Origin of the sequence: Sphingobacterium gobiense, from assembly GCF_002980575.1 — a bacterium.
Lineage (GTDB): Bacteria > Bacteroidota > Bacteroidia > Sphingobacteriales > Sphingobacteriaceae > Sphingobacterium > Sphingobacterium gobiense.
The window spans coordinates 38,105-54,454 of the sequence record NZ_PVBS01000002.1 but is presented as its reverse complement, the minus strand read 5'-3'; the positions used below and the strand labels follow the sequence as shown (position 1 = coordinate 54,454).

Here is a 16,350-nt window from a genome sequence, read left to right as displayed (position 1 = left end):
TACAGTTCAATACCCAAGTTTATATCCTTCAGCGATAAGGGCGGGGTGTTTGCCTCCGATCACTTTATCGTAACGGAATTTAACAGCTTCTTCAGCTGGTAATTGCCTGGACCACGAAACACGCGTTTCTGGACTAGCGCCTTCTCCCCTAGAATTGAATTCAGCATAGTATGCTGTTTTTTCATTATCGGGCTTTCCCCAGTTATGCCAGCCCGGTTGCTGGATGTGCTTATCCATTGTGCAGTCGATGAATACCACCTGAGCGTTCGGACGCCAGGGTCTGCCGAGATAAACCGAACTTTTGGCTATCTCAGAGCGAGCTGTGAGGGTACATTGATGGAATACGTATCCATAGGCTTGATCTTCGGGGGTAGATGCCGCTGTGATGTACCCGTCCCGAGTACTTTCCAACTGGCAATTATCGAAATATGCGGTAGATCCACCAAAAATGAAATCCACCGATCCTTCAATATAGCAATCTTTGAGATATTGATAGGTTCCATTGCCGGCATACCATGTATCTTGATGCCCTAAAAACCGGCAGTTGCGAAAAGATGAGTAAGCACCACTGATATTGATCGCTAATGCCTGTCCGGCCTTTATGCCTGCATTGTTTTCGAACGTTATGTTCTCGGCGACGAAGTTGTTTCCCTGTACAAAGAACGATGCGGAACCACTTGTTCCGTATTCGGAACCATCTGGTTTAATACGGCTTGCGTAGTTGTCGTAGGTCAAAACCGTTGTTGTCGCCTCCTCGCCTACCAAATAGATATGATTTTTGTTCCGGGGTACGGTAATGACTTCTTTATAGATGCCACTTTTGACGTAGATGTAATAGGGTTCCTGTGCATTGTCGGGCGCAGCATCAATCGCTTCCTGAACGGTTTTATAATCGCCGGTACCGTCTGCTGCTACAACTACATCTGTCTTGATCACGTTACCCTCGTCGCCTCCGGAGGAGTCACCTGTTATCCCTGCGTCTGACAAACAGGAAATGAATATTAAGCCGACAATCAGTGCGAAGACCGAGGTTGTGACATGTATTTTACGTATATAGCGTTTGGTTTTTAACATGTAACGATGCCTCCCTTTTCAAACTAGCACCAGCAAATTCCAGCACGCTCCAAATCGTGGATTACCGCTGTTGTGATGCGCTAATAGGTTCTCAGTACTGTAGAATGATACGCATCCATCTATACTCCTTGTTTTGTTCATGATGATTGTTGTTTTATATAAGCCCTCGGTCTTTATATAAAAGGCCGAGGGCGTATGTCGTTACTTTTACTCAAACCAACGTGGATCGCCAGCTGTTCCACGACCGCCAAAACCATTTCCAGGTTTAATCCTAAAATCGCCGGCATCCGGATCCACAAAAAGATCGGCAGCGCTACCATTGAAGAGCGTAATATCCGCAAATCCACGAGAATCCCTCTCTATTTCAAACTCATTCGTCCGGTAACTACCAGCGAAGGATACTGGGAGGGCAAAATCTCCATGGTTATAGCTGGTTGCATTCAGCTTCGCCCCGCTGTTTGTGCCAGCAATAATGTTGTTGGCTGCCACCAGCTCTAGCGGTAACCTATTCGTATCAAAACGTAGCAACTGAGTCATAGCGGCGTTCTGGTTATAAAATGTACAGTTTTGCACGATAATCTTTCCCACTGCTACGCGGACGTCCATCAGCTGGGTCGCAAGATCGGTCAAGGTGCTGTTTCTAAATGAGATAGAATCAACCACAGCCGTACTGCCGCCCACATTTACAACGCCCCAGCCACCATTTTTATGTACAAAACAATTATTGAAGTCGATTTTTCCTACGGTAGCTTTATTGTTCACCCGAACGACGCCGTTTCCAAATCCCTCGACTTTGCAATTGATAAAAGAGTAGCTTTCCGTCTCGCTATCGTTGGCATCTTGCGTAATCAAGAAAGAGGCACCACTTATTGCTTTTAAATCAACATTTTCAAAAATAACACGTCCAAAGGTTGGATCCCCAAGTTTGAACGAACTAATATCTAGCTGTGGCTTCTCTCCATTACTATCGAGTTCACCTGTCACGCTAACGTTCATCACGCCAGCAGGTAAGGATATACCTCCGAGGTTGTAAGTTTGTCCGCCAGCGAACATTAAAATAATATCCGTCTTTCCTGCCGATACGGCTGTTTCGACTAGTCCGGGTATATTATCGCCCGGAGATACCGGTATGATTTCGCCCCCTTCCAAGCCTGATGTCCGGATAAACATCAGCCCTCGCTGCACATCTTCTTTAAAAATCGCAACGAGGTACAGCGTACCAGGCTTGAGGCCACTTACCTTGATCGAGCCGTTAGATTTATGTGACTCCGTCAGGGTTATTGATTTTCCCGGTTCGTTACTGAGCGTATCAATCACTACAAGGCGGGTTACTTCTTCATCTGCCGGCCAGTACATGGTTAAGCTGTTTACGGCTATATCTACCGAAGAGAACAATTGCTCTGCCGCAGTATAAAAGAACAGTTCAACATATTCGGATTCGTGTCCGGTTTCCGTATCGACACCCTTCATCCGAACGGAGTAAGGAGACGTCCCGTCCAATCCTTCGAATATCGTGCGGTAAGCCACCCGAGCCGGAATTGTTGACGGCGCAAAAGGCGTCAAAGTATCCGCTAGAATTTCCACCGTTCGCACGATCTCGTTGAATTCCAAGCTATCTTTACTGAACTCGAAAATATATTTGTCGGCCGATACGGTTTGTGTATATCCGATTTCTACATCGGTGGCTCCGATGCGGGTAGTTTCGAAGTTCAGGGATCGAAAGAGTCTTGCATGGGATGGATCGACATCCCAATCATTCACATCTTTTTGGCAACCTGAAAAAAGGATACCGGTAACGATGAGTATGATCATATTAAAGCATATCTTGTTCATAGTTTACTGTTTACAACTGTTAATAACCATATGAATTTTCTAAATAACCTCTCGACTCGCGAATATCATCCACGTAGATAGCGTACGGGTAGCGATAATTACACACACCATTCCCCATTCTATATTGGTTCAGTAAAGTTTGGATATCGCCTCCATGGGTCAGTGTAGATAAAAAACCGGAATAATCATAAGACGCCATTAAGCCCGTTCCCGCTAACAACGCTCTTACCGGATACATGGTATAATTATAGACTCTTCCAGGCTCTATAACTTCCGGTTTTTCCATGGCCGTCGTGAACCAAGAGACGGATAAATAATCCCCACCCGGATTCGCGGGAAGATCGCCATAATAGTTTAATGAGTTTTGGTCTATGTATTCTGCATTCCGAAAGCGGTAATAAACGGTTTTTGGAAAATCGGAGGGTTGGTACGTTTTGTCGAATATGGTAACGGGCCGTGTATGGTCATACATTAAGCAAAGCGCTTTCTTCATATCTTCAATCTTTTCATATAACAATCCCCAACGGATTAAATCTTGTTTGCGGATGGACTCCCCTCCAAACTCCCATGCCCGCTCATGGATAACTGCATCCAAGAAATTGGAATCGTACGCATGTATCTTGGGCGACCCGGCACCGAAAGCTCTTTCTCGAACTTTTTCTAATGCTTGGCGTGCGGATATACCTGCAGCTTCGTGTATAGCATCTGGATTCTCGAGTTGGCTCAAGGCCTCGGCATACATTAGATACACGTCCGAATAACGCATCAAAATCCAGTTCACCCCGGTGGCGATCCTTCCGCTAGCTGTCTTGTGCATGGCTAAATACGCATCGGACATCCAATAAATCCGCCACTTGCCAAACTTGACATCGTGGGGGTTGGTATTGATGTTTTCTTTGTTGTCTGCACCGTATCCGATCCAGGTCAACGTTACATCGCGACGTTGATCCTCGCGATCGAATGAATAAAAATAGAAGGCGGTAGAGGTTACGTAGCTACCGCCAAAACCTCTTGATCCGTATTTCGATCCGCCGGCGACGCCATAGCCCATAAGCGATCCGATATCGCCGTTTTGCCCCATACCGAATGCGACTTCAAAAAGATTTTCGTTAAAGCTGTTTAACTGTCCGCGGCATACGGTTTCCCATATATGTTGAAAGTTTGGGTCTAATGCGTGTGGGTTGTCGGACGAGCCGATAAGTTCGGCAGTGTGCTGGGCGGCAATTTGATAATAGTCGCGCCAATTTTGTGGACGCCCCACGTAATACCCATTTGTTTCCGGTATAGAAGGATGCTTTTCGGCTGTGGAATTGGGGAATAGATTCGCATCTCGTAGGGACCAGCCTCCGGCGAATAAGGCAACTCGTGCCAGCAAACCTTTTGTGAATCCTTTGGTAATCCGTTCTACAGTACCATACTCTCCTGTAGCACCCTTATAAGGCAAATAAGATTGTGCTTCTTCCAGGTCTTTTACAACATAATGGTAGATGGAATCTTTATCTGATTTTCCGGCATACACGTTAGAAAGGTCGGATTTTGAAGCTTCTTTTTTATAAGGTGCATCGCCCCAATAACGTGCGATCTCAAAGAATGCTAACGATTTGAGCGTTAGTGCTTCTCCCAATAAGGGTTTCATGACAGAAGCATCGCTTTCCAAAATGGGCGAATTACGGATTCCGTCCACTACCGCCGTGGACATCTCTGCGAATTCATATAAACGTTGCCAACGTGTAGTTTGATTATTTGGGTCGCCAAAGAAATTTCCTGCGCCATAATCGCTGGTTGGTTGTATATAGTCAGTCTCGCTAAAGGTGCCGTTAGACTCCGTATCGGACACCCCTTGCCAGTTGACCGCAAGCTTTTGGCCGTATATGTAGGCATCTGTCATTCGTCCGTAAAGCCCCATAACAGCTGCTTTAGCCATTGAACTGGTGTTGAATACCGTTTCTGGGCTCAACGATGACGGTGATTCTGTCTCTAAGTACTTTTCACAACCTGCGAAAAGTGTGGCGAACACAATGGAAGTTATCAATAATATCTTTTTCATTTTCGTCATCTCTTTAAAATGTAACATTTAATCCAAACAATACTTTTTTAGATTTTGGATAAGCGGAATATCCCACGCCAGGCGTCAATGCATTGTTTTGCGTATCCACCTCCGGATCTTGTCCGGTATAGTTTGTCCACACGTGTAAATTATAGCCTGCCACGTATACACGTAAATTTTGCATGAGCAAACGGTTGGCGATATGTGTAGGCAGGGTATATCCCAGTGTCAAATTGCTTAGTCTTAAAAAAGAACCGTCTTCAATAGCCCAGTCTGTCAATATACGGCCGTTCGCCGCTAATGGATTCCACATGGATTTTCCTTCGTTCAAGGCTTGAAACAGTTCCGGGTTGGCATTGTTGCCGTGCATGATGTTGTATCCTGTAGCAGGATCTATCGTGGTAAAACGTTCCGATAAACGCATGTCCGCGCTGAGGTTTTGATAGCGCTTTGAGCCCTCATAGGCTGTGAAATCAATCTTGTCTGCATTATAGATGTTGTTACCGTAAGACCAGTTGAACATCGCCGCTAAATCAAAATCCTTGTATCGACTATTTAGCATAAATCCACCTGTATGTTTGGGTTGTGCCCTACCGATTACGACACGGTCATCGTCCAGATTGACAACCGTTTCTCCTTCTTCTCCTCCAATTTTCTTCAGCTTGATATGTCCCGGTCCAAAATTATTGCCTGAACGGGACATGACATGGGATGCGTCGACGACACCGTCGTTCAAAATCCACTTGTTTTGGGTGTCGTCAAAGGTAAAGTCATCGAAGGTATAGTATCCGTCCGAAAGGAAACCGTACATGAGTCCCACTGGTTGCCCTACGATTGCGCGAAAATCATCCCGTCCGAAATCCAACCAGGGGGAGGCGGGTGTATTCATCTCGTTCAATCCATCGAGAAGAGCCCTGATTTTATTTCGATTAAATGAGATATTGAAATCGGCCGACAATCGGAAATCTTTGTTTTCCATAATAACAGCCGCAGCAGCGAATTCTAACCCTTTATTGGAAGTACTGCCGATATTCTGATATTGGTTCGCGTAACCTGCACTGGAAGGAAGAGGAACTTGCAGGATAAGATTGTTCGTGATGTTATTATAAGCGTCTATGGTTACGTTAAACCGGCTATTCAAGAAGCTTAAGTCTAAACCTATGTTGGTAGAGACGGTGCTTTCCCAAGTTAAGTTCTCATTCCTAAGCGTGCTTTGCGTTCGAAGCGCACTTTGTGGTGTTTCATTGATGTAATATAGTTGGTTTCCAGCCGTAACAAAACCATACTCCTGCCTCCAATAAGAATTGACTCTGGCGTTTCCGACAGCACCACGGCTCAAGCGTAATTTTGCATCAGAAAGCCAAGAACGCGTATTCTCCATAAAAGCTTCATCAGATAACCGCCAAGCGAACGCCGCTCCAGGAAAAAAGCCCCATCGATTGCCCGGCGCAAACACATTCTTCCCGTCAGCTCTTCCTGTTAAGGTAAGAATATAGCGATCGCTGAAGGTATAGTTGATCCGAGAAAAGAAAGAGGTGGTTCGCGATGGCTCTCCAATAGTCGTGTAGGTAGGTTGTGGTGTTCCGTAGTTCCACATGGCCAGCACGTCATCAGGCGTAAAGTCCTCGGGATAGAATTTGGATTCTATCAACGTTTTGTTACGCTGATTATTCGTTATTTCCTGCCCGCCGACAATTGTAAACCGATGTTTGTCCTCTTGTAATTTAAAGTCGTACGTTAACACGTTCTGGATGTTCCACAATGTACCCTTTTGATCTTCCCGGCGCGCCACCGGCTGCCCACCGTTGGAACTGGATTGCCCCGTGCCGCGAACCCAGATATTGTCCGTATAATCTTTAACATACCCATATGAGCCTTTGGTGCTAAAGCTCAACCCCTCTATAATCCGCCAGTTAAGGCCGGCATTGAAGGTCAAGTTAAAGCGGTTTTGATCTTTGTACTCGTTCTCTACATTCACGATTGGGTCCCGCAAGGAGCTCAATGCCTCTGGCGAAGTGATGTCTTCTGCACCTCCAAGAGCATCTTCGGTCAGCGAAGCCAAACTACGCACCGGTGCATATTTAACGGCTTCCCGGAGTTTTCGGCCGTTTGATATGCTGGGGCCAGTGATTGTCGTGTTCGACATACGGGAATTGAACTCAAAGGTTAATTTAGGACTAATTTTCTTATTCAGCTTAGCACTTACATAATCGCGCTGATAGCCGGAATTTAGCATAATATAATCTTCTTCGTCTCGCGTATAGTTGAGATTGTAGGTAAGGCTCCCGTCCTGATCGCCGCCATTCATACCCAAGTTATAGTTTTGCTGTATGCCGGTATTTCCATAGAGTCTATCCTGCCAATTGATCCCTTCTTTAGACTTATAGATGTCCAGATCGTCCCACATGCCGTACATCGCGTTGAAGCTGTTGTTCGCCGAGGCTGAGGGGTCGAGTTCGCGCTGCCAGTACACATATTCATAGGGGGATAATACTTCGGTTAGATTATAGACATTGCTAGCCGCTACATATGAATTGAAGGTAACCTGAGGGCTGCCTCCCCTTCCTGATTTGGTGGTAATTAATACCACCCCGTTGGCTCCTTCCGATCCATAAATAGCCGTGGAAGCTGCGTCCTTTAATACATCGATGTTTTCGATATCCGTCATGGGTATATCGTTGATATTGGCTACTCGGAAGCCGTCTACGATATATAAGGGCGAGTTATCTTGTGTAATAGAATTCCCTCCACGAACACGTACCTTGATGTCTGCATCCGGAGATCCTTCGGTGACGGTGACGTGAACCCCTGGCATTCTGCCGGCGATAGCCTGCAATACCGATACCGTGGGTAAATCCTTCAGTTGTTCTGAATTTATAGAGGCGACTGATCCCGTTAGGTCTTTGCGTCGGGCTGTTCCATATCCTATAGCCACGACCTCTTCTATGCTTGTGGAACTATCGTATAGTACCACGTCAATTTTGGTGCGCTTGCTTACAGGGATTTCCTGTGGTTCTTTACCTACAAAGGTGAAAACCAAAGTCGCATTGTTTGGTACGCCCTTAATGGCGTAAGAGCCGTCTGGATTTGTCGCAACGTCTTTAGGCAGCCCTTTTACGCTGACTCTGACTCCAGCGATAGCAGCTCCCTGTTCATCTCTTACCGTCCCTGTTATGTCAACGATTTCCTGCGGAGCAAGTTGCAAAGACATATAATGGTTGTTCATCAGCTTTTCCTTTGCAGGATACAACACGCTCGTTTCTATGCCGAAAGCGACTTGAGATGTTATAGCAAGCAAAAAAACTGTAACGGTAGATTTACATGAGGTTGGTTTAATTTTCTTCATATAAATGTGGTTTATAAAAGTGTTCGCGTTTACGATTGATTATTGCCAGTTCTATCGAAATGACTGAGTCAAATGTATTAGAAACACTCCGGGGAAAGGTTCAAAAATTAGTAAAATTGGTTCAAAAATTAATATGAGCCCAGCTATCAGCGTTCCTGCCGGCTTTTGGAAAATTCTTTGGGAGAAATGCCGTATTTTTCTCTAAAACAGGTACTGAAATATTTCGGATTATTGAATCCGACGATATAGGCAATCTGTGAAATATTTTCTAGATTATCATTTAACAATTGATGAGCTCGTTGCAACCGCATATCTCGGACAAATTCTACTGGAGTGAGCTTGGTAAGGCTTTTGAATTTCTTATAGAATGTACTTCGTCCCAGGTTGAGCTGATCTGCAACCATATCGATATTAAATTCAGGATCAGACATCTTTTTTTCCACTACCTTAACTACATTTTGCAAAAATTGTTCGTCCATATCGGTGATGACCAAATCCGATGGTTTTAAAACCACTTCTCTTTTTTTGACCAACGCTTGAAAAAACTGCGTTCTTCTTTTCAATAAGTTATCTATCGAACTCAACAAGAACTCGATATTAAAAGGCTTGGTAATGTAATAATCTGCGCCATATTTAATTCCCTCTATTTGGTGTTCAATAGCATGCTTCGCAGAAAGTAAGACAACAGGGATATGACTGGTTGATTGATGTTCACGAATTTTGTCCAGCATGACGATTCCATCCATATTCGGCATCATAATGTCGCTGATAATTAAATCGGGTATATGCTCTTTTGTCAGTTTTAGTCCAATCCAGCCATCTTCTGCGGACAGGATATCGTAGTGATTTTGTAATTGTAATTTTAAAAACCGCACCAAGTCTTCATTGTCTTCTACAATCAAAACTAAAGGCTTTTCCGACGTTTTTTCGTTCTTCGGCAGTATTTCGATCGGTGTCTGTATCTCTGGGATGGCTGCTGGAGGTTGGGCCTGCACATTTTTCGAATCCCCGGTTTGGTATTTGGGCAACGTTACTTTGACCGTAAGACCGCAATCCACATTATTAAAAGCCTCGATGTGTCCGTGGTGTAATTCGACCAACTCTTTGGTCAAAGCGAGTCCAATACCACTGCCCTTCTCCTGCGATGCTCCTGTCGGAGAATCAATATAGAATAGCTCAAAAATATGTTTTAAGTTTTCCTCACGAATGCCCCTGCCTTGATCGCTGATACAAATGACAACTTTATCTTGTTTCAACACCTCTTCCACAGTGACCCTGACCGTCGTGCCATTTGGTGAATACTTAAACGCATTTGATAGAATATTGAAGAAAATAGTCTCTATCTGATCGCTGTCTGCTTGGATAAATAACGTGTCGGCAGGGAAACTACTCGTCAAAAGCATAGTGCGCTCATTCGCTAATGGTTGAAAGCTGTTCGTGACTTCCTGCATTAGCATTATGAGGTCTAAAGACTGGAAGGACAGCGTAAATTTATTTTCCTGTACTTTCCTTAGGTCGAGTAACTGATCGACAAAAGACTCCATACGAACGGCATTCCGCTGAATCATGTTGGCATACTGCTGGCTTTCCCTGGAAAGGTTTTTGTCGTTCAATAGTTGCTTTACCGGACTTAAAATAAGGGTTAATGGCGTTCTAAGTTCGTGCGATACATTCGTAAAAAACGCCATTTTTAACGTAGCAACCCGTTTTTCTATTTCGATGCGGTTTTTGAGTGTGAGCATGGTAGACAAGACGCGCCAAGCAAAAATTAACGCCAACATTACGAGAATGGTGTATAGGGTATATGCCCACCGTGATTTCCACCAAGGAGGAGAAATGATAATAGGCAAGCTCTTATAAGGAGGGGTTTCATATAAGTCGCTATGTCCTCTCACTTCTAACAGGTACTTTCCAGGTTTTAAATTGGTAAAGGTTATCCTATTGTGATGTTGATTGCTATGCCAAATCGTATCCAAACCCACGAGCCGATATAAATAGGTATGCTGATTGTGCTTGTAATCGATAATCGTAAAATCTATGCTAATGTTGTTTTCTTCATGGCTCAGGGTCAGTTGATCGGCATATTGTACATGATATTCCTGCCCTTTCACTGTTACGTTTGGCACCATCTCTTTATTGTTGACCCACAAGTTGCTAAATACTAGATTGGCGTTTTTTTTACTCGCGGAAAAAGCGGTTGACGAAATCTCTATAGTTCCTTTGCTCGTACCCCAGACAATCTCTCCGAAAGCGGTCTTCACCACCGTTTTCTCAGCAAAAGAAAATCCAGTCCGATCATAGAATGAATCAAAAGCGAAAAAATAGCCTGTCTTGGTATCATATTTTGAGATACCGCCTTCGGTAGCGAACCACAGGTTACCGTCGGCATCTTCAATACCGCTGAGTACATAATCGTTACTAAGACCCTTATCTATCGTAAAATTCTCAAAATGAAGCTGATCAAAGGGGTCTCCTACCGCTTTGGACACTCCTCCTCCCGACGAACAGATCCACATCTCTCCGTTCGATTTTCGGAATATATACTGAAGATCATTAGTCCCAATGCTCGTGTTTTGTGAATAATTATCTTTAAACGTCTTGAACTTGCCTTTCCTGTCGTATACCAACAAGCCATAAGTGGTGGCGAGCCAAATGTTTCCTTTTGCGTCTGTGCTTAGATTTCTTATTTTATCAAAACTCCCCGCGGGATGTTCTTTACTAAAAAATGGAATGGATTGAAAATCAATTTTATCTGACTTCCGGATAACCTTGACCAAGCCCGCACCAAATGTGCCTAACCAAATCTCTCCCTCTCCGTCCAATAAAATGGAATAAACTTGATTGCTTGTTAGCTTACTGTTATCCCGCTGGTAGTTTTGTATTCGATATGTACTCCTATCGTTATCTTCAAGCGATGCGACATAGACCCCATGGCTCTTTGTTGCCATCCAGATATCGCCGTCGTGGCCTTCTAACAAAGAATAAATACCGCTAAAGCCATTGGGTGGCAGATTGACTATCGGAGCGTCTTTATAGACTCCACCCTCTTTCACCACCAGTTTACCTCCTTTTGTGCCGATCCAGAGTCGACCTTTACTATCATATAGTAAGCTACGTACTTCGGGGTCCCCCCCAATGTTCAGCATCTTGGCCAGGTTCCCTTTATTCAGGGCTGATTCGCGTATATGCAACTTTATTAGCCCCTTCTCTTCGGAGCATAGCCATATAATACCATCGTCGTAAAAAGACGAATAAACTTGCTGGGGGAAGGATGTATAGTTTCCGAAGTTATCCTCGTTTTTGGTAATCAGCTGTCCTTTATTGGTGTCATAATAACCAAAACCTCCTCCTTTTAATGTTAGCCACAACAGGCCCTGTTCATCCTCGAAACATTGAAACAATACATTGGTTTCATACCGACCGAAACCAGATTGAAAGCGTTTTATAAGACCACTCTTTTTATCCCACAAGATCGCCCCAGAACGGCCGGGTTCTAACCACATATTTCCTTTTTTATCTTCATACATCTTTTTGACCTCTTCGTCAAATTGCTTTAAGAAGACGAGTTGGTTACCATAGATATCGTAAAAAAACAGTTTTCCCCCAGGACTTGATATAAAAAGTTTCTTTTGATCCTTAGAAAGTAAAAGGTGATTGATTCCATATTCTGAAACCTTTACTTTCTTCAGTTTACGGGTCTGCTTATTATAAATTAATAGGATGCCATTGACGGTGGAGAAATAAATCTGGTTGTTGTCTTCCTCCGCTTCAACGATGTTCAATCCCAACGTCTCTCTTTGGATATCCTCGTTAAGGTGTAGGACGTCCCGCTTGACGGAAGAAAATGAAGATAAGCCCGCCTCTGTACCGACCCAGATATTTTTGACGCTATCCAGGTACATAAAATTGACCCGGTTGGAATTCAATTTTATGGGAGACTGCTGTGTGGAATCAATGCGTAAAAAGTCAAGTGATTTGTTACCTAAATTAATGCACTTATACAATCCATCATTGGGAGATGCAAGAAATATCTGTTCCTCATTAATATTGAAAATCTTGCTAATCGGTACCTTGCGATTAAACTTTTTGGTCAACGCAGCAGATATAGATGTAAACTGTTCGCTTTTTTTATCGAAGAAATATACCTGTGCATCGTAAGTCCGGATCCAAATCAGTTGTCCTGCAGTTTCTTCGAGCTGTACGATCCGTTCACTTTCTAAATATGGTTTGTTTTTCAGCGAAGATTTATAAGTTTTGAAATGTTTTCCATCAAACCGGTTTAGGCCGTTCCAGGTGCCGAGCCAGAGGAAGCCGTCACAATCTTTTAGAATACTGGTGATAGTCCCGTGTGAAATGCCGTCCTCTCCGGAGTAATGCACCATATTGCAATTGGTCTGCGCCTTTACAGAAAGCCCAGGTAAAAAATAGAGCGCGATTAAGAAGCGAAGCAGTTTTGGCCAGGCCGATAAGAACTGACTAAATTTAAGCCAATGGGTTGGTGTATGATTCACAACCCTTTCATCGCGTCAAAAACCAGTTGAGCAACAGCTTCACCTCCCGCTGTCTGGAAATGCGTATTATCTTTTTGTCCATCAGGATAAGCTTGAAACTGTCCCGCGGAAAAATTCATAAAGTAATTTTTTGTAACATAATCTTGTCCTTTTTCTGAGAAATGAGCCATCGACAGTTCGTTTAGATCAATTAGCTTGACGTCCATTTCGGCAGCCACCTCTTTTACGGCTTGTGGATATTCCCCATGTACATTGTGGAGTTTGCCATCCTTCCACGGATAGTTGCGTGCCACCGGCGTAAGTAAAATAGGCAAGGCACCTTTTTGGCGTGTTTGGTTAATGAACAGACGCAGAAACTCTTTATAGCCTTGAATATCTACATAGCGCTCCGGCTTGTTTTCCGCAGCATCATTGTGTCCAAATTGTATCATGACAACGTCTCCCTTTTGAAGCGCGTTATAGATAGCCGACCATCGACCCTCCTGAAAAAATGTACGGGTGCTACGCCCCCCTTTAGCGCGATCGTCAACTTTCACTTGGTCTACTTTGCCAAGGAGATGTTCCACGTGCTTTAAACTATCTGCAACGAAGAAGGGTTGGAACATCTGTCCCCAACCCACCAATGGATATCGTTTTGTATCATAATCGTTTTCCAACGAATAGTCAGCGACTGTGGAATCGCCAATCAGGTAGATGGTGGTTACTTTTTGATTAGAGAAAGAGGTAAGTATGGCACTTACTGCGAAGATGATTACTATTAGGTTATATTTCTTCATAAGTTTACTGTTTATAACGGATTCCATCCGTTTAGTACCTGTTCGCGGCTGTATTTTTTTAGATCGGATTTCTTCAATTGATGCGACCATTCGACTCTTTTCGATAAGTCTTTTGCTCCAGGCCCATAGCTACCGTATTCTGCGTAAAAAGTGGTTTTCTCCTTATTGGGAAAATTCTTATCGCCCGGCCATGGATGCCAACCTTCCGGCGTAATGTGTGCCCCTATTTCCGTATTGATGAAAACCGTTTTGGCATACGGGCGCCAAGGCCTGCCGAGATAAACCTTATTTACTTGTTCGTCCTTGGCGGTCAGTCTGCAGGATTCGAATACAAATCCATGGAGATCTTCAGCTGTCGTGGATGCCGCAGTGACATACGAGTCACGAAGGCTTTCAATATTACACCTTGAAAAATAAGCTGTCGCCGCACCGAAAATAAAATCTGTAGTGCCATTAATAAAACAATTCTCCAAAAAGATACGTGTACCCGCCTTTGCGAGGTAGAGCGTATCCTGGTTACCCAAAATATGGCAATTGCGTACGGTGATGCGGTCCCCCTCCGTATGCAAAGCCACTGCTTGCCCCACCCGTCCTGCAGTATTGGCGATCGTTAAATCTTCTAGTGAACAATCGTTCGCAGCAACGAATACCGTATACGATGTGTACGTGCTAAACTTCGGATTTCCCGTCACATCGACTCCCCGAAAAGGTTTGCCCGAATAATCGTCATATTCAATGATTGTCTTTTCCGCGCCTTCTCCCTTTAACGTGATGTTTCTTTTAAAAGCTGGGATCACAACCTTTTCCCTATAAATACCTGCTTTGATATGAATAGTCACACGTTTTTCCGCATGGTCTCTCACCTGGTTGATTGCTTCCTGTATCGTCGTAAAATCACCTGATCCATCCTGAGAAACAACTAACTCAAATCGGTTGTCTGTCGTCTGGGCTCTCCCCCCCGTCGCGACAAAGGAGATAAATAAAACGAGTAATATCTTGTGTAACCACATAACTTATTCTTTAATAGACTCTACTCTAAACCAATCAAACTCTGCGTAACCGCTATCATTGATTTTCGTGTCACGTAAGGCGTATAGCCCTAACGTCGCACCGATCCATTTGCCCGGCTTTGCTGTAAATGCTTCTCCTACTGCTGTATACTTTTTGCCGTCCAGACTATAAGACCATTGGCAGACTGCTCCCTTGTTTACTTTTACGCGGAGGTATATGTACTCCCCTTCTTGCAAATCGGTGATGGTTGAAACCGACTCTTCGCCCGAAGTTAATCCGTTCTTGCAGCTGGCATAATGGAGTGTTTGCTTGCCCTTGTCTTGCTTGATGTATAGCTGGCTGTAATCCTCTCCTACCGCAGCAAATCCAGCACGCTCATGCTCGATTTTCTCGTTTGCTATAAGCCGCATCTTGGTCGTTGCCATAAACTCCTCAGCAGGGAATTTTTGCGTGAGCACATGGGGAATATCTAACAGATTTTTGTGATTTTCTGGGACTTGTTGTGTGTATAATGTTAAGTGCCCATGCTTGCTCGGCATAAGCCAGGTGCCATCCGGGTTGGCTTGCCATTGCCATTGCTTACCAAGTAATGGTGTTTCGAATTCATCCGACTCGACAGGAGTCTCCATCGGATAAGTTTTCCCAACGTTCGGTTTTTTATATGTCGATACCGGTTCCCCAGTTCCCTTGACATCGTTTTCTATACCGATGATAGGCCAATCATCAAGCCACTTCATAGGCTGTAAGTGAACGATACGCCCATATGCATCTTTATCTTGAAAGTGTACAAACCAGTCCTCCCCGGTTTGCGTATCTATCCAAGCACCTTGATGAGGACCATTAATAGATGTGCTTCCTTGATGCATGGCGACGTGCCGTTCATAGGGACCATATACATTTTTAGAACGTAATACCAGCTGCCATCCGGTAGAAACACCGCCCGCAGGCGCAAACAAATAGTAGTAGCCATTGCGTTTATGCATCTTGGTACCCTCAATAGTGGGGTCGTCTTCATGTCCGTCATAAACAATCACACCGCGATCCAACACTTTGCTACCGGTTGCATTGAGTTTCGCAATAGCCACGACACTTTTTAGTCCGGCGCGACTCCCTGCATAGGCAAAAGACAAGTAGTTATTGCCGTCCTCGTCCCAAAACGGACAGGGGTCGATTAATCCTTTGCCCTCAAATACCAAAACGGGCGCTGACCAGTCTCCGGCAGGGTCCTTCGTTTTGATCATATAGATGCCGAAATCGGGATCTCCCCAATAGATGTAGAATTCTCCTTCGTGGTAACGGATAGCAGGTGCCCAAACGCCATTACCATGTTGAACGGATCGAAATACATCCTCCGGTGTCTGACGAGGTAAAGCATGCGAGACAATTTTCCAATTCACCAAGTCTTTAGAATGTAGTATAGGAAGACCAGGCGCATGATTAAAACTGGATGCAGTCATATAATAGTCGTCTCCGGCACGTACGACATCGGGGTCGGAATAATCGGCATGTAAAATGGGATTTTGGTACTGTCCGTTACCCAGATCAGCAACCCATACGGATGAAACATAAGGTGTCTGTGCGAAAATTGCAGAGCCGGATGATAGCACAAAAGCAAGTGAAAGTATAGAAAATTTATTCATTGTTGTGTGTTTGATTTACGTATTGGTAATCACAAGAATACGCATTTCCCGGAAAGATTACAACAAGTAAATATGCAATCGTTGCCGGTAACGATTGCGTTTAATTTTATGG

General features: G+C 44.2%; 8 protein-coding genes. All 8 read right to left on the bottom strand.

Features of this window, described 5'->3' with window-relative positions; genetic code table 11:
* Window positions 1–6: 6 nt before the first annotated feature.
* Window positions 7–1,074: a pectinesterase family protein gene (locus tag C5749_RS09410; RefSeq protein WP_105725454.1), complete on the bottom strand. Its 1,068-nt coding sequence runs from the start codon at window positions 1,072–1,074 to the stop codon at window positions 7–9.
* A 207-nt stretch (window positions 1,075–1,281) separates the two neighbouring features.
* Window positions 1,282–2,907, bottom strand: a complete 1,626-nt coding sequence (locus tag C5749_RS09405; protein WP_105725452.1) for a DUF5123 domain-containing protein — start codon at window positions 2,905–2,907, stop codon at window positions 1,282–1,284.
* A gap of 19 nt (window positions 2,908–2,926) precedes the next feature.
* Complete coding sequence (locus C5749_RS09400; RefSeq protein WP_105726968.1) at window positions 2,927–4,954, bottom strand: RagB/SusD family nutrient uptake outer membrane protein; 2,028 nt, start codon at window positions 4,952–4,954, stop codon at window positions 2,927–2,929.
* Between the two features lie 13 nt (window positions 4,955–4,967).
* Window positions 4,968–8,300 carry a SusC/RagA family TonB-linked outer membrane protein gene (locus C5749_RS09395; protein WP_105725450.1) on the bottom strand — a complete coding sequence of 1,111 codons (3,333 nt, stop codon included), beginning with the start codon at window positions 8,298–8,300 and terminating at the stop codon, window positions 4,968–4,970.
* Window positions 8,301–8,446: 146 nt separating this feature from the next.
* Window positions 8,447–12,811 carry a hybrid sensor histidine kinase/response regulator transcription factor gene (locus tag C5749_RS09390; protein ID WP_146113726.1) on the bottom strand — a complete coding sequence of 1,455 codons (4,365 nt, stop codon included), beginning with the start codon at window positions 12,809–12,811 and terminating at the stop codon, window positions 8,447–8,449.
* Complete coding sequence (locus C5749_RS09385) at window positions 12,808–13,587, bottom strand: rhamnogalacturonan acetylesterase (RefSeq protein WP_105725446.1); 780 nt, start codon at window positions 13,585–13,587, stop codon at window positions 12,808–12,810. Before C5749_RS09385 ends, C5749_RS09390 begins: the two co-directional genes overlap by 4 nt.
* Before the next feature lie 11 nt (window positions 13,588–13,598).
* Complete coding sequence (locus tag C5749_RS09380; protein ID WP_105725444.1) at window positions 13,599–14,597, bottom strand: pectinesterase family protein; 999 nt, start codon at window positions 14,595–14,597, stop codon at window positions 13,599–13,601.
* Window positions 14,598–14,600: 3 nt separating this feature from the next.
* On the bottom strand, window positions 14,601–16,238 hold the full coding sequence (locus tag C5749_RS09375; protein WP_105725442.1) for a glycoside hydrolase family 43 protein: 1,638 nt from the start codon (window positions 16,236–16,238) through the stop codon (window positions 14,601–14,603).
* Between the last annotated feature and the right edge of the window lie 112 nt (window positions 16,239–16,350).